Genomic DNA, 18,349 nt, shown 5'->3' with positions numbered 1-18,349 from the left:
AGGGACCCTGGCGTGGCTGATCGCCTCGTTGTTCGCGGTGCCCGCGAGCACAACCTCCGCGGCGTGGATCTCGACCTGCCCCGCGACAGCCTGATCGTGTTCACCGGTCTCTCCGGGTCCGGCAAGTCGAGCCTCGCCTTCGACACCATCTTCGCCGAAGGGCAGCGCCGCTACGTCGAGTCGCTCTCGGCGTACGCGCGCCAGTTCCTCGGGCAGATGGACAAGCCGGACGTCGACTTCATCGAGGGCCTCTCGCCCGCGGTGTCGATCGACCAGAAGTCGACGTCGCGCAACCCGCGGTCGACCGTGGGCACGATCACCGAGGTCTACGACTACCTGCGCCTGCTCTACGCCCGCGCCGGCAAGGCGCACTGCCCCAAGTGCGGCGAGCCGATCAGCAAGCAGACCCCGCAGCAGATCGTCGACCAGGTGCTGGAGATGGACGAAGGCGTCCGCTTCCAGGTGCTCGCGCCGGTGGTGCGCGGGCGCAAGGGCGAGTACGTCGACCTGTTCGAGAACCTGCAGCAGCAGGGCTACGCGCGCGTGGTCGTCGACGGCACGGTGCACCCGCTCACCGATCCGCCGAAGCTGAAGAAGCAGGAGAAGCACCAGATCGGCGTGGTGATCGACCGGCTGAGCGTGAAGTCGAGCTCGCGCCAGCGGCTCACCGACTCGGTCGAGACGGCGCTGCGGCTGGCCGACGGCCTGGTCGAGCTGGAGTTCGTCGACCTGCCCGAGGGCGACCCGCACCGGATCCGCGGCTTCTCCGAGAACCTGGCCTGCCCCAACGGCCACCCCCTGGCGATCGAGGACCTCGAGCCGCGCTCGTTCTCCTTCAACTCGCCCTACGGCGCCTGCCCCGAGTGCACCGGCATCGGCATCCGGAAGGAGGTCGACCCGGAGCTCGTGGTCCCGGACGACGAGCTGTCCCTGGCCGAAGGCGCCATCGCGCCGTGGTCGGGCGGGCAGAGCGCGGACTACTTCATCCGGCTGCTCGAGTCGCTGTCGGAGACCATCGGCTTCCGGATGGACACGCCGTGGCGGCGGCTGCCGGCCCGCGCCCAGAAGGCGGTGCTGCACGGCGTCGACGAGCAGGTGCACGTCCGCTACAAGAACCGCTACGGCCGCCAGCGCTCGTACTACGCGAACTTCGAGGGCGTCATCCCGTTCCTCGAGCGGCGCCAGGAGCAGACCGAGTCCGAGTACATGCGCGAGCGGTACGAGGGCTACATGCGCGAGGTGCCGTGCCCGGCCTGCCAGGGCACCCGGCTCAAGCCGGAGATCCTCGCCGTCACGCTGCAGCACAAGACCCGCGGCGACATGTCGATCGCCGAGGTCTGCGCGCTGTCCATCGCGGAGGCGTCGCAGTTCCTCGACGAGCTGGAGCTGGGGCAGCGCGAGTCGATGATCGCCGGCGCGGTGCTCAAGGAGATCCAGGCCCGCCTGCGCTTCCTGCTCGACGTCGGCCTGACGTACCTCTCGCTCGACCGCGCGTCCGCCACACTTTCGGGTGGAGAAGCGCAGCGCATCCGGCTCGCGACGCAGATCGGCTCGGGTCTGGTGGGCGTGCTGTACGTGCTCGACGAGCCGTCGATCGGCCTGCACCAGCGCGACAACCACCGCCTGATCGAGACGCTGACGCGGCTGCGGAACCTGGGCAACACGCTGATCGTCGTGGAGCACGACGAGGACACCATCCGCTCGAGCGACTGGGTGGTCGACATCGGCCCGGGCGCAGGCGAGCACGGCGGCCACATCGTCCACAGTGGACCGTACAAGAAGCTGTTGAAGAGCAAGGAATCGCTCACCGGGCAGTACCTGTCGGGGCGGCGCAAGATCGAGGTGCCGGCGATCCGGCGGCCGATCGACAAGAAGCGGCAGCTGACCGTCGTCGGCGCGCGCGAGCACAACCTGCGCGGTCTCGACGTCTCGTTCCCGCTCGGCGCGCTGGTGTCGGTCACCGGCGTCTCGGGCTCGGGCAAGTCGACGCTCGTGAACGACATCCTCGCGACGGTGCTGGCGAACAAGCTCAACGGCGCCCGCCAGGTGCCGGGCCGCCACACCCGGGTCAACGGCCTGAACAACGTCGACAAGCTGGTGCGCGTCGACCAGTCGCCGATCGGGCGGACCCCGCGGTCCAACCCGGCCACCTACACCGGCGTCTGGGACCACGTCCGCAAGCTGTTCGCGGCGACGACCGAGGCGAAGGTCCGCGGCTACCAGCAGGGCCGGTTCTCGTTCAACGTCAAGGGCGGCCGCTGCGAAGCGTGCGCCGGCGACGGCACGATCAAGATCGAGATGAACTTCCTGCCGGACGTCTACGTCCCCTGCGAGGTCTGCAAGGGCGCCCGGTACAACCGGGAAACCCTCGAGGTGCACTACAAGGGCAAGACCGTCTCGGACGTGCTCGACATGCCCATCGAGGAGGCCGCGGAGTTCTTCGAACCGATCAAGGCCATCCACCGCCACCTGCAGACGCTGGTGGACGTCGGCCTCGGCTACGTCCGGCTCGGGCAGCCCGCGCCGACGCTCTCGGGCGGTGAGGCCCAGCGCGTCAAGCTGGCCAGCGAGCTGCAGAAGCGCTCCACGGGCAAGACGGTGTACATCCTCGACGAGCCGACGACCGGGCTGCACTTCGAGGACATCAGCAAGCTCATCGGCGTGATCAACGGCCTGGTGGACAAGGGCAACACGGTGATCGTGATCGAGCACAACCTCGACGTGATCAAGACGTCCGACTGGATCATCGACATGGGCCCGGAGGGCGGCTCGGGCGGCGGCACGATCGTCGCCGAGGGCACGCCGGAGCACATCGCCGAGGTCGAGGAGAGCTACACGGGCGAGTTCCTGCGCCACGTCCTCACGGCGGAGTAGCGGCTCACCGCTCCTTCCCGGTGGTCTGGTGGACCACCGGGGAGAGCGGGCCGTAGTGCAGCGTCCGGAGCCGGAAGGCCGAGCCGGCTTCGCCCGGCAGCAAGGACAGCGCACACGTCGTCGCGTCCGGGTCGGTCACCTCGACCGGGTCGAAGTCCGGCGCGCCCGGACGCCGGATCTCCAGCAGGTACCCGGCTTCGTCGCTCGTGCGGTCGGTCCACGTGAACGTCACCGTGTCGCCGGACGTCACCGTGCGCAGGTCGGCCGAGACCGGGCCCGTGAACGGCTGTTCGCGGTAGTAGAACGGCGTCTCGGGGATCAGGTCCGGGTGCCGGTAGCTCGTGGTGTGCGCCGGCAGGAACCGCAGCGTCGTCCACGGTCCGGCCGGGTCGTTCGCGTACTCGACGCGGTGGCCGTCGCCGTCGTCCGGCCACGTCAGCACGACGTCGGTCGGTGACGTCAGCGAAGCGGTGAACGAGGGCGGTGGCGCGGCAGCCGCGCATCCGGCGGCCAGCAGCGCCACCAGGAGAAGGGTTTTCACGGGCACGGCGGCTCCCGGGACGGACGGGGCGGCGGTGCGAACGCGATCAGCTTAGGAACCCCGCCCGCCCGGCGACAAGGTCGTGCCGATCACCGGAACACACCAATCCGGCCGTGAACGGGCACCGAACCGCCCGAAATCCCGTGAACCGTTTCGCACGGGCCTTCGTGTACCCGGTGTCGAGGTCCGCCGGACGGCGGTGCCGCCCTCACCGAGGAGAGAAACGCCATGAACCGTTGCCGGACGGCCGTCCTCTGCGCCGCCGCGATCGCTGTCGTCGCCCCCTTGTCGGCCTGCGGCGACATGGCCTCCGGGGCCCAGAACCCGGAGCACGGCCAGCCCGGGCACGTGATGCTGGCCGCGACGACGGTCGACGGTGTCGGCGCGGTCGTGACCGACGCCAACGGCAAGACGCTCTACCGCTTCGACAAGGACATGGCCCAGCCGCCGACGTCCAACTGCAACGCCGAGTGCGCGACCACCTGGCCGCCCGCGCTCGCGGGGGAGGCCATGCCGATGCTGCAGGGCATCCAGCAGTCCCAGGTCGGCACGCTGACCCGCAAGGACGGTTCGAAGCAGCTCACGCTGGGCGGCTGGGCGCTCTACGAGTTCTCCGGCGACAAGGCCGCGGGGCAGGTGAACGGCCAGGGCGTCAACGGCGCCTGGTTCGCCGTCGCCCCGGACGGCGGAAAGATCACCGCGGCCCAGCCCGCGGCCGGTGGCTCCGGGTACTGAAACCGACGGATTTCCGGGCAGAACGAGGAAGGACGGGCAGCCGATGAACACCATGGTCGCGCTGCGCTCGACGCACGCACCGCCGGTGGCGCTGCGGGTTGCAGTACTGTCCTCGCCGACTCAGAACACCGTCGGGAGGACGAGGGTGGCGATCGGAGGCAGGCGGCCTAAGAAGGCCAAGGGCGAGGACCTGATTCGGCAGCTTTACGCCGAGCACGGGCGGAGCCTGCTGGCCTACGCGACGAGGCTGACCGGTGATCGGGCGGCAGCCGAGGACGTGGTCCAGGAAACGCTGGTCCGGGCGTGGAAGCACGCCGACGACCTGCAGAACGACGGGAAGGGCTCGGTGCGCGGCTGGTTGCTGACCGTCGCGCGCAACCTGGTCACCGACCGGGCACGTGCCCGGGCGGCCCGGCCACAGGAGGTGGCCGAACCGGCCGAAGGCGTGCCGACGCCGGCCGTCGAGCGCGATCACGCCCAGGGCGTGGTCGACTCGATGACGGTGCTCGGCGCGATGGACGGCCTTTCTAACGAGCACCGAGAGGTCCTGGTGGAGATCTACTACCGGGGACGGACGGTGGCCGAAGCGGCGAGAACACTCGGCGTCGCACCGGGTACCGTGAAATCAAGGTCTTACTACGCACTGAGAGCACTGAGAGCAGCGATGATTTCGAGCGGAACGGAGGTGGCGCGATGAACTCGGTGGACGAGAGTCACACGCAGCTCGGCGCGTACGCCCTCGGCGCGCTCGATCCCGCGGAGGCGGCCGACTTCGAGCGGCGCCACCTGCAGACCTGCGCGCAGTGCCGGTTCGACCTCAACGAGCTCGTGGCCCTGCGGGAGTCGCTCGACGAGGTCCCGCCGGAGGCGTTCCTCGACGGGCCGCCCGAGGGCGGGGACCTGCTGCTGCAGAAGACCCTGCGGCGGGTGCGCGAAGAAGAAGAGACCGTGGCGCCGGCCCGCTCGACGTCTCGGCGGGGCCTGGCCCTGGTCGCGGCGGCCGTGCTGGTCGTGGCCGCGCTCGGCGGCGGCATCCTGGTCGGGCGGCAGACCGGCGGCGGCAGCGAACCGCTCGCGATCCCCGCGCCGCCGACCGAAGTGCCCGGCACGAAGAGCGCCGAAGGCCGGGATCCGACGACCGGCGTGCAGCTGGCCGCGTCGGTGAGCCCCTTCCAGGGCTGGGTGCGGGTGAACGTCGCCGTGAAGGGCGTCAAGGCCGGCGAGCAGTGCCTGCTGCAGGTCGTGACCAAGGAAGGCCAGGCGGTCACCGCGGGCAGCTGGAAGGTGTCCGAGAAGTGGGAGAGCCAGGGCTTCTCGCTCGACGGGTCCGCCCTGGTCGCGCCCGACGACGTCAAGTCGGTCGACATCGTCACGGTGGACGGCCGGAAGCTGGTCTCGGCGCAGGTGTGAGGCCGTGACGGGCGCGCGCTACCGGTTCCGCAGCACGTGGCTGCTCCCCGGTACCGCGCCCGAGCGGGTGTTCGGCGTGGTCACCGACCTGGCCGGCTACCCGCGGTGGTGGTCGGACGTCCGCACGGTGCGCCGCGTGGACGACGACACCGCCGAGCTGGTCTGCCGGTCCCGGCTCCCCTTCCGCCTCGTGGTCCGGATGCACCGCGACCACCAGGACGAACGGGCGGGGGAGATGCGGGTCCGGTTGAGCGGCGACCTGGACGGGGTGCTGGCGGGAGCGGTCCGCGCGGCGGGCGCGGGCACGCTCCTGGAGATCACCCAGGACGTCCAGGCTCGCAAGGAGCTGCTGCGGCGGCTCGACGCGGTGGCCCGGCCGCTCTTCCGCGCGAACCACGCGCTGATGATGCGGCGGGGCCACCGTGGGCTGTCGGACTACCTGGCCTGACCGGCGACGCGGACCTCCGGGACCGCGGCGGGCCGCGGGCGGCGGGCCGGCACCAGACCGCCCAGGGCGGCCGCGGCGAGCAGGAAGCCCGCGCTGACGCCGTACGCCAGCCGGAACCCCGATGCCAGCGCCTCGCGGTGCTCCAGCGCGCCGAGGCCCGCCGTGCGGGACGCGGCCACCGTCGCCAGCACGGCCGTGCCGATCGCGGCGCCGACCTGCTGGGTCGTGTTGATCAGGCCGGACGCCACCCCCGCGTCCCCGGCCGGGACGTCCGCCATCGCCAGTCCCATCAGCGTCGGGAGGGCCGCGCCGGCGCCCAGCCCCATCAGCAGCAGCGGCGGCAGCACGCCGGTGAAGTAGCTGCCGGACACCTGGGTGAGCGCCAGCAGGCCGGCGATCACCAGGCCCAGCCCGGACAGCAGCACCGTCCGCGGCCCGAACCGCGCCGCCAGCCGGCCCGCCAGGCCCAGCGACGACGCCGCGATCACCAGTGGCACCGGCAGGAACGCGATGCCGGTCCGGAGCGCGTCGAGCCCCAGCACCTGCTGCAGGTACAGCGCGGTGACGAACTGGAAGCCCAGCATCCCGGCGACCATCAGCACCATCACCAGGTTCGCGCCGGTGACCGCGCGGATCCGGAACAGCCGCAGCGGCAGCAACGGGGTCCGCGCCTTCGCCTGCCGCACCACGAACGCGGCCAGCAGCACGGCCGCGGCGACCAGCGCGCCCCACGCGGACGACGAAACCCCGTACACGCCCAGCATCACGGCGGCGGTGACCAGGACCGCGCCGAGGACGTCCAGGCCCGCCCGGAGCCCGGTGCCGCGGTCGGCCTCGACGACCCGTACCGCCAGCAGCAGCGCGGTCACGCCGATCGGGAGGTTGACGTAGAACGTCCAGTGCCAGCTCAGCGCCTGCGTCAGCGCGCCGCCCGCGATGAGCCCGATCGACGCGCCCGCGGCCTGCGTGAAGCTGTAGACGCCGATCGCCTTCGCGCGGGCTCGCGGTTCGGGGTACATCGTGACGATCATGCCGAGCACGACCGCTGCCGCCAGTGCCCCGCCGACGCCTTGGGCGAACCGCGCGACGACGAGCACACCGGCGCTTTCCGAGAGCCCGGCCACCAGGGACGCGGCGGTGAACATCGTCAGCCCGCCGAGGAAGACGCGCCGGCGGCCGAGCAGGTCGCCGAGCCGGCCGGAGAGCAGCAGCAGGCCGCCGAAGGCGACCAGGTAGGCCGTGACGACCCAGGCGAGGCCGGCGGGCGTGAAACCCAGGTCGGCCTGGATCGTGGGCAGCGCCACCGCGACGATGCTGCTGTCCAGCACGACCATCAGCGACGCGGCGCACAGCACCGCGAGCGCGAGGCCGCGGGAGCGGGTGGGGTGGTTCTCGGCCACCGTGGTGTCGAATGGCACAGCAGGCCCTCCAGATGAGCGTTCTCCCTGGTCGGTGCCAGGGCACTTCTTGTAACAGTGCTCATCATGTGTGACCATGGAAGACCGCGTAAGGAGGCACTTTCATGTCCCAGGGGAACATCGGTGTACCCGTCCAGGTCACCGAGATCGACCCGGAGAAACTCGACGTCTGCACGGTGCTGGAGGTCATCAACCGGATCAGCGGCAAGTGGGCGATCGGCATCCTCCTGGAGGCCATCCGCGGGCCCGTGCGGTTCACCGAGCTGGAACGCGCGGTCGACGGGATCAGCCGCCGGATGCTGACCCTGACCCTGCGCAACCTCGAGCGCGACGGCCTGCTCAAGCGCACGATCTACCCGACGGTCCCGCCGCGCGTGGAGTACGAGGCCACGGCGATGGCGAAGGAGCTCTACCAGTCGCTGAACGGCCTGCTCGGCTGGGCGGAGCGGCACCGCGACGACATCGCCGCGGCCCGCGTCGCCTACGACGCCGCCTGAACAAGTGGAAACGGGCCGCTGCGCGAGGTCGGGGAGACTCGCACAGCGGCCCGTCGTGGCTCGTGCTCAGCGGGGGCAGTGAGCACGAACGAGGGGGATCAAACCGGGACCTTTTCGCTCTCCGGCTCGGGTTTCGCCCCGTGGGCGTCGTCGTCGAGCATCGTGGCTTCGTCGAAGGGTTCCTGCCCGGCGAAGACGCGTTGTGCCTTCTCCCGGTCGAACTCCTTCACCCAGTTTCCGATGAGGACGGTCGCGACGGCGTTGCCCGCGAAGTTGGTCAGTGCGCGGGCTTCCGACATGAACCGGTCGATGCCGAGGATGAAGCCGACGCCGTTGACCAGTTCCGGCCGGTGCGACTGCAGGCCGCTGGCCAGGGTCGCGATGCCCGAGCCGGACACGCCCGCGGCACCCTTCGACGCGATGATCATGAACACCAGCAACCCGATCTGCGCGCCGAGCGAGAGGGGCTCGTCCTGCGCCGCGGCGATGAACAGCGTCGCCATGGTCAGGTAGATCGCGGTGCCGTCCAGGTTGAACGAGTACCCGGTCGGCACGGTGATGCCGACGACCGACTTGCCGACGCCGACGTGCTCCATCTTCGCGATCAGCCGCGGCAGCGCCGACTCCGACGACGACGTCGACAGGATCAGCAGGAACTCGCGGCCGAGGTAGCGCAGCAGGTGCCAGATGTTCACGCGGGCGCCGAGCCACAGCACGATCCCGAGGATCACGAACACGAACACCAGGCAGGTCGCATAGAACCCGATCATGATCACCGCGAGGCTCTTCAACGCCGCCCAGCCGGTCGCGCCGACCACCGCCGCGATGGCGCCGAACGCGCCGATCGGGGCGGCCCACATGATCATCGCCAGGATCCGGAAGACCAGCTTCTGGAGGTGCTCGACGCCACGCAGGATCGGCGCGCCCTTCGGGCCCAGCTTCTGCAGCGCGAACCCGACGAGCAGCGCGACCAGCAGCGTCTGCAGGACCTCGCCTTCGGTGAAGGCGGACACGAGGGTCTTCGGGATGATGCCGAGCAGGAAGTCGACCGGGCCTTCGGCGCCGCCGGCGGACTTCTGGACGCTCTTCACGTCGGCCGGGTTGAGGTGCAGGCCGGTGCCGGGGTGCAGCAGGTTGCCGACGACGAGCCCGATCGCGAGGGCGAAGGTCGACATGACGATGAAGTAGACCAGGGCCATCACGCCGACCTTGCCGACCTTGGCCGCCTTCGCGACCGAGCCGACGCCGATGACGATGGTGCAGAAGATGATCGGCGTGATCATCATCTTGATCAGGTTGACGAATCCGTCGCCGAGGGGCTTGAGGCCCTTGGCGAAGCCCGGGAAGAGGAAGCCCACCAGGATTCCGAGCACGACCGCGACGATCACGGCCAGGTACAGGTAGTGGGTCTTGTCCCGCTTGCGCGGGGTCTCCTCCGTGGTCGGTGGGGTCGGCACCGTTGCCTCCAGCTCAGGGGTGTTCCAGGTTGCGGCACACTGTAGGCGCACTCCGGTGACCCGGCTCACTTGTGTTCATTGAGTTCGCGTGGCGATCTCACCGTCCCCTTCGGACACCGGAGCGCGCGTGTGCTGGTATGAGGAGGTGCCCCCGACGATGCGGTCCCGCTGGAGCCTCGCCCGTCAGCTGCTCGTGCTGCAGCTGGCGGTGCTCTGCGTGCTCGCGGGCGCCGGCATCACGTTCGCCTACCTCGACGCGTCCCGAGCGGTGAACGAGAACGCGCGCGACCAGGTCCGCGCGGTGGCTTCGGCGGTGGCGGACGCACCGACCGTCGTCACCGCGGCCGCCACGGCGAACCCGAGCGCGACGCTGCAGCCGTACGCGGTGCGGGTGCAGGCCGACACCGGCGTCGACTTCATCACGATCATGAGCCCGGCCGGGATCCGCTACACCCACCCGAACCCGGCCCTGATCGGCCAGCACTACATCGGGACGATCGAGCAGGCGCAGCACGGCCAGGAGCTGACCGAGACCTACACGGGCTCGCTCGGGCCGTCGGTGCGCACGGTCGTGCCGGTGTTCGGGCCGGGACAGCGGGTCGTCGCGCTCGTCGCGGTCGGGATCACCGTCGCGGCGATCTCCGCGGAACTGCGCGAACGGCTCTGGCCGCTGTTCGGCGTCGCGGGCGCGGTGCTGGTCGTCGGGGCGCTCGGCGGCTGGCTGATCAGCGCCCGGCTGCGGCGCCAGACCCGCGGGATCGCGCCGGACGAGCTGAGCAACCTCTTCGAGTACCACGAAGCCGTGCTGCATTCGGTGCGCGAGGGGGTGCTGCTCGTCGGGCGGGACGGGCGGATCGGGCTCTGCAACGACGGCGCACGCACCCTCCTCGGCCTGGACGGCGACCCGGTCGGGCGCGAACTGGCGTCGCTGGGCTTGCCTCAGGAGCTGGCAAAGGCGTTCACGTCGGCGGAAAACCGGGCCGAGGAACTGCACCTGACGGACGCGCGCGTGCTGCTCGTCAGCACGACCGCGGTCCGCTCGGGCGGACGGTCGCAGGGCACCGTCGTCGTCCTGCGCGACCACACGGAACTGCAGACCCTGACCGGCGAGCTGACCACGGCCCGCGGCCTCGCGGAAGCGCTGCGGTCGCAGGCGCACGAGGCCGCGAACCGGTTGCACACCGTCGTTTCCCTGGTGGAGATCGGCAAGCCGGAGCAGGCCGTCGAGTTCGCGACCGCCGAGCTCGCGCTCGCCCAGGAGCTGACCGACCGCGTCGTCGGCGCGGTCGCCGAGCCCGTGCTCGCCGCGCTGCTGCTGGGCAAGGCCGCCGAAGCCAGCGAACGCGGGGTCGAGCTGACGATCACGCCGGACACGGTGATCGACGACGTGTCGCTCGGGGTCGCTTCGCGGGACCTCGTGACGATCCTCGGCAACCTGATCGACAACGGCATCGAGGCCGCCACCCGCGGCGGCGGCAAGCCGGCGGTGGTCGTGACCGCCCGCTCGGAGGCCGCCGCACTGCTGCTGCGCGTCGCCGACACCGGGCCGGGCGTCCCCGAGGATGCCGACGTCTTCCGCCGCGGCTGGTCGACGAAGGCCGGGGACGGCCACGGGCTCGGGCTGGCCCTGGTCGGGCAGGCGGTGCGCCGCTACGGCGGCACGGTCGACGTCGGACGGGACGGCGGCGCGGTGTTCACCGTGCGCCTGCCGCGGCGGGAGGCGGACCGGTGATCCGGGTGCTGGTGGTGGAGGACGAGCCGGTGGCCGCCGAGGCTCACCGGGTGTACGTCGAGCGCCTGCCGGGCTTTTCGGTCGCGGGCGTCGTGCATTCCGGCGGCGACGCGCTGCGGTTCTGCGAACGCGAGCCGGTCGACCTGGTGCTGCTGGACTTCTACCTGCCGGACACGCACGGCCTCGCGGTGTGCCGCTCGCTGCGCGCGGCCGGGCTCCCGATCGACGTCATCGCCGTGACGTCGGCGCGCGACCTGGGGCTGGTGAAGGCCGCGGTGTCGGTCGGGGTGGTGCAGTACCTGCTGAAGCCGTTCACGTTCGCGACGCTGCGCGAAAAGCTGGAACGCTACGCCGAGTTCCGGGAAGCGTCGGGCGAAGTCACCGGCCAGGCGGAGATCGACCGGGCCCTCGGCGCGTTGCGCACGACCGAGCAGCCGCCGCTGCCGAAGGGGATGAGCGTCCAGACCCTGGAGGCGATCACGGACGCGCTGTCGGGCGCCGCGGAAGGGCTTTCCGCCGGCGCGGCGGCGAGCGCGATCGGCGCGTCCCGCGTGACGGCCCGGCGGTACCTGGAGTACTTGGCGGACAACGGGATGGCCCACCGCGAGCCGCACTACGGCCAAGTCGGGCGGCCCGAGGTCTGGTACCGCCTCACCCGCGTATAACGACCTACCCGGCGCGCCACCGACTTCCGGCGGTTCCGGTGGCGAAAGCACTGCGGTAGACCGGGACCATGTCGAAGTGGGCCGGGTTCTTCGCCGCACTGCTGATCACCGTCGGAATCGTCACTCCCGCACAAGCCGCCGAGCCCGCCGCGAGCGTCACCGACGTCCAGGTGACCGGGCCCGTCGCCCAGCGGTTCAACCTCGTCGTGCTGGGCGACGGCTACACCGCCGCCGAGCAGCCGAAGTTCTTCGCCGACGTCCAGCGGCACGTCAGCACGCTGTGGTCGCTCGAGCCGTTCAAGTCCTACCGCAGTTACTTCAACGTCTACGCCGTGTCGATCGCCTCGCCCGAGTCCGGTGTGGACTGTGACCCGTCACTCGACGCACCCCGCCGGAACACCCCGCTGAACATGGGTTTCTGGGGCGGTTGCAACGCGCAGAGCGTCCAGCGCCTGCTGACCGTCGACGACGACGCGGCGCAGCGCTACGCCGATCTCGTCCCCGGCACGACCCCCGCGAACCGGCAGATCCTGGCGCTGGCCAACAGCAGCACCTACGGCGGCGCGGGCGGCACCTACGCGACGGCGTCCGGCGGGAACGCGCTGTCCGCCCTGATCTCGCCGCACGAGCTGGGCCATTCGCTCGGCGGCCTCGACGACGAGTACGACTACTACGCCCGCAACGTCCCGGGCGGCGCCTACGAAGGCGGCGAGCCGGCGTCGATCCACCACACCCTGCTGACCGAGCGGCAGATGCGCGACCAGAAGGCGAAGTGGTGGCGCTGGCTGGGCGAGCCCAGCGAGGCGGGCGGCACGATCGGCCGGTTCGAAGGCGGGCTCTACACGCAGACCGGCGTCTGGCGGCCGAGCGAGCACTCGATGATGAAGACGCTGGGCTACGCCTTCGACCAGGTCGGCCGCGAACGCATGACGCAGCGGATCTCGGCGAAGGTGCCACTGCTGAGCGGCGGCACGCCGGCCGGGACGATCGGCGCCGACCGCGTCGTCTGGGTGCGGACGATGCACCCGGTCGGGCACCGCCTCGCGGTGACGTGGACCCTCGACGGCGTCCCCCTGCGCGGCTCCGACGCGCTCGACCTCCGGCGGGCGCACGTCAAGCCGGGCAAGCACACGCTGACGGCGACGGTGGCGGACCCGACGCCGTTCGTCCGCGACCCGGCCGTCCGCCCGACGGCGTCGCGCACGTGGACCGTCGACACCTCGGTGACCACCCCGCCGGAGGCCGCTGTGGCGGTCGAGGCGTCGACGCCGACCACCGCGGCGGTCGGCGGCCACGACGTCGTCTACGTCGAGACCGGCGAGCCGACGGGCTCGATCCCGCAGGTCCGCTGGGCGCTCGACGGCCGCCCGGTGGCGACCGGCTCCGACTACGCCCTCGACGAGTCCCGCGGAGCGCACACGCTCACCGCGACCACGGGCGGCACCACCCTGGCGTGGCCGGTGGACGCGACGGGCCCGACGACAAGCGTCGAACTGCCGCCGGGCACGGTGTTCCACGGTTCGTTCCCGATGCGCCTGACGTCACCGGACGGAATGCCGGAGTTCCGCGTGGACGGCGACGGCTGGCACAAGTACTACGGCTGGCCGACGGACCCGAACGCCCCGTACCTGTTCACGGCCCGCGGCACGGAGATCGACGGCCTGGCGTACGGCAACCTCGGCTCCGGCGGCCTGACGGTCTCGCCGTTCGCGACGCGCACCCCGGGCTACGGCCGCCACCGCATCGAGTACCGCTCGATCGACGCGGCGGGCAACGTGGGCCCGACGCGGTCGGTTACGGTGACGCTGTTGCCGTAGAGGGAGGCTGAGCCGGACATGGACGATGGCGGATTCCGTGCCCGGCTCCTGGCCGCCGTGGCAGCCGGGCGGAGCGTTATCGAGATCAGGCCGCTGCTCGTGGAGCAGCTCGAGCGTGGGGTGAAGCGCGCGGACCTGTACCAGGAACTCCTCGACACGATGCACTTCCTGCGTGCCGAGGGCCGGGACGACGACGAAGACGCGGTGGCGGACGTGACCGATCTGCTCACGAACTGGGTCCTGCCGGAATTCCGGTTGTGAGCCCGTCGGCCTGCTGCCCTGATCAGCGTGGCCGGCCCGGCACGCCCGGCCGGGTCTGCCACGGGTGCGGCCCGGCCAGCGGCCGGTACTCGACGCCGAGCGCGTCCAGCCGCGGCAGGTGGTGGTCCCGCAGCCGCGGCAGGAACTCGGCGTAGTCCCGCGCGCCGCCGCTCCACGCCACCTCCGCGAACGCCGACAGCCGCGGGAACGCCATGTAGTCCACTCGCCGGACGGTGTCCAGGTGCTCGCTCCACACCTGCGCCTGCACGCCCCGCAGGCGCGGCCCGGTCAGCGCCGGCTCGTAGGTGTAGACGTCCTCGAGGGTGTGGACCCAGCCGACCGGGACCGGCTCGCCGAGGTGGTCGGCCTGCCGGTGGTCGAGGTAGACGTGCTGCTCGGGGCACATGACGACGTCGTGGCCGGCCTCGGCCGCGCGCAGGCCCGCCGCCTCGTTCTGCCAGGAGCCGATGACCATCGGTGGCAGGCCGGGGATGTCGAGGACCTCGTCCCAGCCCATCGGCGTCCGGCCGCGGGCCACCAGGTGCTCGGCGAGGAGCCGGACGAACTCGCGGTGCTCGCCGGTCGCGCCCGGCGTCTCGTCGCCGCCCAGCGCGATCACCGGCGAAGGGAAGATGTCGAGGAGGTGGTCGAACACCGTGCGGAAGAAGTCCAAAGTGGACTCCGACGGGTTCAGCAGGGAAGTGCTGATGCCCCAGGCGGTCCAGACTTCGTAGGCGTCCTCGGTGCCGAGCGCGGGGTACGCCGCCAGTGCCGCGCGGGCGTGGCCGGGGATGTCGACCTCCGGCACCACGGTGATCGCGCGCGCCGACGCGTACGCGACGATCTCCCGCAGGTCGTCGCCGGTGTAGAAGCCGCCGTGCGGACGGCCGTCCTGGGCACCCCCGCTGCCCGCCATCGACGACGGCCGCCAGCCGCCCACGGACGTCAGCTTGGGGTACTCCGGGACTTCGAAACGCCAGCCCTGGTCGTCGGTGAGGTGCAGGTTCAGCACGTTCAGCTTGTGCGCGGCCAGCAGGTCGACGAACCGCAGCACCTCCGCCTTGGTCCGGAAGTGCCGGGCGACGTCGAGCAGGCAGCCGCGCCAGCCGAACCGCGGGTGGTCCTCGACGACGCCGCAGGGCACGGTGAGCCCGTCCTCGAGGGAAGCCGCGCGGAACGCGTCCGGGCCCACGAGCTGCCGCAGCGTCTGGCGGCCGTGGACCTCCCCGGCGGCGTCGCCGCAGTGCAGCACGATCCCGGCCGGGGAGATCTCCAGCCGGTAGCCCTCCGCCGGCAGGTCCGCCCGGCGAACGTCCACAGGGGACGGCCACGGGCACGAACCTTCCGCGGGCTCGACGGAAACCGGGCGGGGGAGCAGGGTGTCGAAAGCCATTTCAGCCCTTCACGGCGCCGGCCATACCGGACACCAGCCGTCGTTGCACGAGGACGAAGAACACGAGCACCGGAACGGTCATCAGCGTCGAGGACGCCATCACCGCGCCCCAGTCGGTGTCCTCCGGCTTGAAGAACACCAGGATCGCCTGCGGCAGCGTCTGGTTCTCGGTCTTGGAGATGATGAACGTCTTGGCGAACAGGAAGTCGTTCCAGGCGTGGATGAACGCGAGCACGCTCACCGCCACCAGCCCGGGTGCGACCAGCGGGAACAGGATCTGCCAGGTGAACCGCAGGCGGGACGCGCCGTCCAGCTTCGCGGCCTCTTCGAGTTCGACCGGCACCGCGGCGACGAACCCGCGCAGCATCCAGATCGCGAACGGCAGGCTGAACGCCAGGTGCACGAGCACCAGCGAGCCCAGCTCGTTGAGCCCGAACGCCGGCACGACGCCGCCGATCTGGCGCATCAGGAAGAACAGCGGGATGGTCAGCGCCTCCACCGGCACCATCTGGGCGACCAGGATCATCACCAGCAGCACGGTCCGGCCCTTGAACGAGAACCGCGTCAGCGCCACCGCCGAGAGGAACGACAGCAGCAGCGAGAGCACCACGACGACCAGCGCCACCACCAGGCTGTTCACGAAGAACCGCCCGAAGCCGGACACCGTGAGCACGCGCTCGAAGCTGTCGAGCGACGGGCTGAACGTCCACGGCTTGGGGTTCGCCGACTGGATCTCACCCGGTGGCTTGAACGCCGAGAGCAGCATCCAGTAGAGCGGGAACGCGACGATCCCGGCGATCACGACCGTGACGACTTCGGCGATCAGCCGGCCGGGGCGTTTCACAGCCACGCCGCGCTCCGGCGCTGGGACCGGACGTACAGCCCGGTGACCGACAGCAGCAACAGCGTCATGACGACTCCGATCGCCGAGCCGAGGCCGTACTCCTGCCCGGCGAAAGCCTGTTGGTACGCGTAGACGTTGAGGACCAGGTTGCGGCCGGCGACGCCGCCGCCGTTGGTCATCACGTAGATCTGGGTGAAGACCTTGAAGTCCCAGATGATCGACTGCACGGTCGCGATCATCAGCAGGGGCCGCACCATCGGCAGCACGATCGACCAGCTCGTGCGCCACACCGACGCGCCGTCGAGCGACGCGGCTTCGAGGACCTCGTCCGGGACGCCCTTGATCCCGGCGTACATCGTGACCAGCACGAACGGGAACGAGCACCAGATCACCTCGGCGGCGACGAGCCCGAACGCGCCGAGTGTGCCGAAGGTCCACGAGTGGTGCTCGAACGGCAGCCCGATGCCCGAGAGCACCTCGTTGACCAGGCCGAAGTCGGTGTCGAAGAGGAACAGCCAGACGTAGGAGCCCGCGATCGCCGGCGTCGACCACGCGCCCAGGGCGGCGAGGAACAGCAGCGTGCGGGGGAGCGAACGCACGCGCGAAGCCAGCACCGCGAGCCCGGTGCCGACGACGAGCGAGCCGATCACGCAGGCCGCGGCGAACCCCACCGTCTTGCCGAGCACGGTCCAGAACTGCACCTGGGACAGCAGGTCGGCGTAGTTCGCGAAGCCGAGGAACACCAGGGGAGCGTTGCCCGCGGCCTGCGGCTGGCCGTAGTCGTAGACCGAGATCAGGACCAGCTGGTAGATCGGGTAGGCCAGCAGCGCCGCGAGCAGGATGCCCGCCGGGGCCAGGTACAGCGCGGCGGCCCGGCCGTCCCCCGTCCGCCGCGGCCGCCGTGCGGGAGCCGTGACGGAAGGGGCTTCCTGGACGGTCACCACTAGCCGAAGGCCTTGTCCATCGCCGCGGCGGCGTCGGTCAGGGCCGCGGCCGGGTCCTTGCCGCCGGTGGCGATCTGCTGGACCGCCGTCGGCAGGACGTTCTGGCTGTCGATCTTCGACCACGCCGGCGTCGCCGGGACGAACTTCGTGCCCGCCTTGAGCGTGTCGACGAACGGCTTGAGGAACGGGTCGTTCGCCGCGAGCTTCTGCTGCACGCTGCTCAGCGTCGGCAGGTTGCCCATCGCGGTGTACATCTTCTCCTGGTACTTCGCGCCGCCGAGCAGCTCGATGAAGTCCGTGGCCAGGCTGCGGTGCTTGCTCGCGGTGAAGACGCCGAGCAGGTTGCCGCCGGCGAACGCGGGAGCGACGCTGCCCGCGGTCGTGCCCGGGATCGGGACGACGGCGTACTTGCCCTTCACCGCACCCTGCTCGACGGCCTTGCGGTTGAAGTCGCCGCCGATCGTCATCCCGGCCTTGCCGCCCGCGAACGCCGTGACGCTCTGCGTGCCGGTCAGGTTCGCGCACTGCGCGGGCGGGCAGATGTCGTCCTTGAGCAGGCTCGCGTACTGCGTCACGCCGGCCTTGGCCTTGTCCTCGGTCACGGCCGAGGTCCACTTGCCGCCGGTGTCGGTCGCCAGCTCGCCGCCGTTGGCCCAGAGGAACGGCAGCATCGCGTAGGTGTACTTGCCGCCGACGGAGATGCCGTAGAGGTCCGGCTTCGCGGCGCGGATCCGCCGGGCCGTTTCGGTCAGCTCCGAGAGCGTCGCCGGCGGCTTGAGGCCGAGCTCGGTGAAGACGTCGGTGCGGTAGTACAACGCGCGGATCCCGGTGTACCAGGGCAGGCCGTAGGTCTTGCCGCCGGACTTCGCGGTGTCGACGACGGTCGGGATGAGGTCCTTGCCCTCGCGCCACGACGCGAGGTCGCCGGTGAGGTCGGCCAGCGCGCCGGTGGCGGCGTAGCTGGAGACGTCGGTGTTGCCGAACTCGGCGACGTCCGGCGCGTTGCCCGGGTCGTTGAAGGCGCCGGAGAACTTGTCTGCGCGGCCTTCGACCGGCACCCACTGGACGTCGACCTCGACGCCCTGGTGGGCCGCCTTGAACTCGGTGATGGCGTCCTTGACCGCGGCCTCCTTGGGCGCGCGGTTGGCCTCGTCGAACAGCCAGACGCGGACGGTGCCGGTCCGGTCGTCCCCGCCGGCGCCGGCGGGTGCGGACTGGGTGGGGGCGCAGCCGGCGAGCAGGGCCAGCCCGGCGATCACGGGCAGGGTGCGGCGCAGTCTCATGACGATCCTCCAGTGGGTACCTGAACGGCG

Annotated in this window: 17 protein-coding genes; 10 read left to right on the top strand and 7 right to left on the bottom strand. The window is 71.1% G+C overall.

Features of this window, described 5'->3' with window-relative positions; translation table 11 throughout:
* The first annotated feature begins 12 nt into the window (after positions 1-12).
* Positions 13-2,874 (top strand): excinuclease ABC subunit UvrA, encoded by a 2,862-nt coding sequence (gene uvrA, locus ACWEN0_RS33980; protein WP_451983026.1) that lies wholly within the window; start codon positions 13-15, stop codon positions 2,872-2,874.
* 4 nt (positions 2,875-2,878) lie between these two features.
* Here uvrA and ACWEN0_RS33975 read toward each other — a convergent pair whose 3' ends face one another.
* Entirely contained in the window at positions 2,879-3,415 is a 537-nt protein-coding gene (locus ACWEN0_RS33975; RefSeq protein WP_451983023.1) for a fibronectin type III domain-containing protein, read from the bottom strand.
* Positions 3,416-3,643: 228 nt separating this feature from the next.
* Here ACWEN0_RS33975 and ACWEN0_RS33970 point away from each other — a divergent pair, with 228 nt between their 5' ends.
* The 4 genes from ACWEN0_RS33970 (at position 3,644) to ACWEN0_RS33955 (ending at position 6,008) form a co-directional block, all read left to right on the top strand.
* Positions 3,644-4,150, top strand: coding sequence for a hypothetical protein (locus tag ACWEN0_RS33970; protein WP_451983020.1), 507 nt, complete (start codon positions 3,644-3,646; stop codon positions 4,148-4,150).
* Positions 4,151-4,295: 145 nt separating this feature from the next.
* Positions 4,296-4,847, top strand: coding sequence for a sigma-70 family RNA polymerase sigma factor (locus tag ACWEN0_RS33965; RefSeq protein WP_026469270.1), 552 nt, complete (start codon positions 4,296-4,298; stop codon positions 4,845-4,847).
* Positions 4,844-5,560, top strand: coding sequence for an anti-sigma factor family protein (locus tag ACWEN0_RS33960; protein ID WP_451983018.1), 717 nt, complete (start codon positions 4,844-4,846; stop codon positions 5,558-5,560). The genes ACWEN0_RS33965 and ACWEN0_RS33960 overlap by 4 nt, the downstream gene beginning before the upstream one ends.
* A gap of 4 nt (positions 5,561-5,564) precedes the next feature.
* Positions 5,565-6,008, top strand: coding sequence for an SRPBCC family protein (locus ACWEN0_RS33955; protein WP_451983016.1), 444 nt, complete (start codon positions 5,565-5,567; stop codon positions 6,006-6,008).
* Here ACWEN0_RS33955 and ACWEN0_RS33950 read toward each other — a convergent pair.
* Positions 5,996-7,408, bottom strand: coding sequence for a DHA2 family efflux MFS transporter permease subunit (locus tag ACWEN0_RS33950; protein WP_451983519.1), 1,413 nt, complete (start codon positions 7,406-7,408; stop codon positions 5,996-5,998). The two genes, ACWEN0_RS33955 and ACWEN0_RS33950, sit on opposite strands and share 13 nt — an antisense overlap.
* A 122-nt stretch (positions 7,409-7,530) precedes the next feature.
* Between ACWEN0_RS33950 and ACWEN0_RS33945 the strand changes: the two genes are divergently transcribed.
* Entirely contained in the window at positions 7,531-7,923 is a 393-nt protein-coding gene (locus tag ACWEN0_RS33945; protein ID WP_451983013.1) for a winged helix-turn-helix transcriptional regulator, read from the top strand.
* 98 nt (positions 7,924-8,021) lie between these two features.
* On the opposite strand, the gene ACWEN0_RS33940 is transcribed toward ACWEN0_RS33945, so the two are convergent.
* On the bottom strand, positions 8,022-9,380 hold the full coding sequence (locus ACWEN0_RS33940) for a cation:dicarboxylate symporter family transporter (protein ID WP_451983010.1): 1,359 nt from the start codon (positions 9,378-9,380) through the stop codon (positions 8,022-8,024).
* A gap of 157 nt (positions 9,381-9,537) precedes the next feature.
* On the opposite strand from ACWEN0_RS33940, the gene ACWEN0_RS33935 reads away from it, so the two are divergent.
* The 4 genes from ACWEN0_RS33935 to ACWEN0_RS33920 all read left to right on the top strand — a co-directional run bounded on the left by ACWEN0_RS33935 (position 9,538) and on the right by ACWEN0_RS33920 (position 13,855).
* Positions 9,538-11,112 (top strand): sensor histidine kinase, encoded by a 1,575-nt coding sequence (locus ACWEN0_RS33935; RefSeq protein WP_451983007.1) that lies wholly within the window; start codon positions 9,538-9,540, stop codon positions 11,110-11,112.
* Entirely contained in the window at positions 11,109-11,777 is a 669-nt protein-coding gene (locus ACWEN0_RS33930; protein WP_451983004.1) for a response regulator, read from the top strand. The genes ACWEN0_RS33935 and ACWEN0_RS33930 overlap by 4 nt, the downstream gene beginning before the upstream one ends.
* A gap of 68 nt (positions 11,778-11,845) precedes the next feature.
* Positions 11,846-13,594, top strand: a complete 1,749-nt coding sequence (locus tag ACWEN0_RS33925; RefSeq protein WP_451983001.1) for a M64 family metallopeptidase — start codon at positions 11,846-11,848, stop codon at positions 13,592-13,594.
* An 18-nt stretch (positions 13,595-13,612) separates the two neighbouring features.
* Positions 13,613-13,855: a hypothetical protein gene (locus ACWEN0_RS33920; protein ID WP_451982998.1), complete on the top strand. Its 243-nt coding sequence runs from the start codon at positions 13,613-13,615 to the stop codon at positions 13,853-13,855.
* Between the two features lie 22 nt (positions 13,856-13,877).
* On the opposite strand, the gene ACWEN0_RS33915 is transcribed toward ACWEN0_RS33920, so the two are convergent.
* Genes ACWEN0_RS33915 through ACWEN0_RS33900 form a run of 4 tightly spaced genes read right to left on the bottom strand, consistent with a single transcriptional unit; the run spans position 13,878 to position 18,319 of the window.
* Positions 13,878-15,248 (bottom strand): beta-N-acetylhexosaminidase, encoded by a 1,371-nt coding sequence (locus ACWEN0_RS33915; RefSeq protein ID WP_451982995.1) that lies wholly within the window; start codon positions 15,246-15,248, stop codon positions 13,878-13,880.
* A 1-nt stretch (position 15,249) separates the two neighbouring features.
* Positions 15,250-16,092 (bottom strand): carbohydrate ABC transporter permease, encoded by an 843-nt coding sequence (locus ACWEN0_RS33910; RefSeq protein WP_451983517.1) that lies wholly within the window; start codon positions 16,090-16,092, stop codon positions 15,250-15,252.
* Positions 16,089-17,036, bottom strand: a complete 948-nt coding sequence (locus ACWEN0_RS33905) for a carbohydrate ABC transporter permease (RefSeq protein WP_451982992.1) — start codon at positions 17,034-17,036, stop codon at positions 16,089-16,091. Before ACWEN0_RS33905 ends, ACWEN0_RS33910 begins: the two co-directional genes overlap by 4 nt.
* On the bottom strand, positions 17,036-18,319 hold the full coding sequence (locus ACWEN0_RS33900) for an extracellular solute-binding protein (protein WP_451982989.1): 1,284 nt from the start codon (positions 18,317-18,319) through the stop codon (positions 17,036-17,038). The genes ACWEN0_RS33905 and ACWEN0_RS33900 overlap by 1 nt, the downstream gene beginning before the upstream one ends.
* Between the last annotated feature and the right edge of the window lie 30 nt (positions 18,320-18,349).

Source organism: Amycolatopsis sp. NPDC004378 (genome assembly GCF_053602455.1).
The sequence above is the reverse complement of the archived record's forward strand: the minus strand, read 5'-3'. Positions and strand labels throughout refer to the sequence as shown.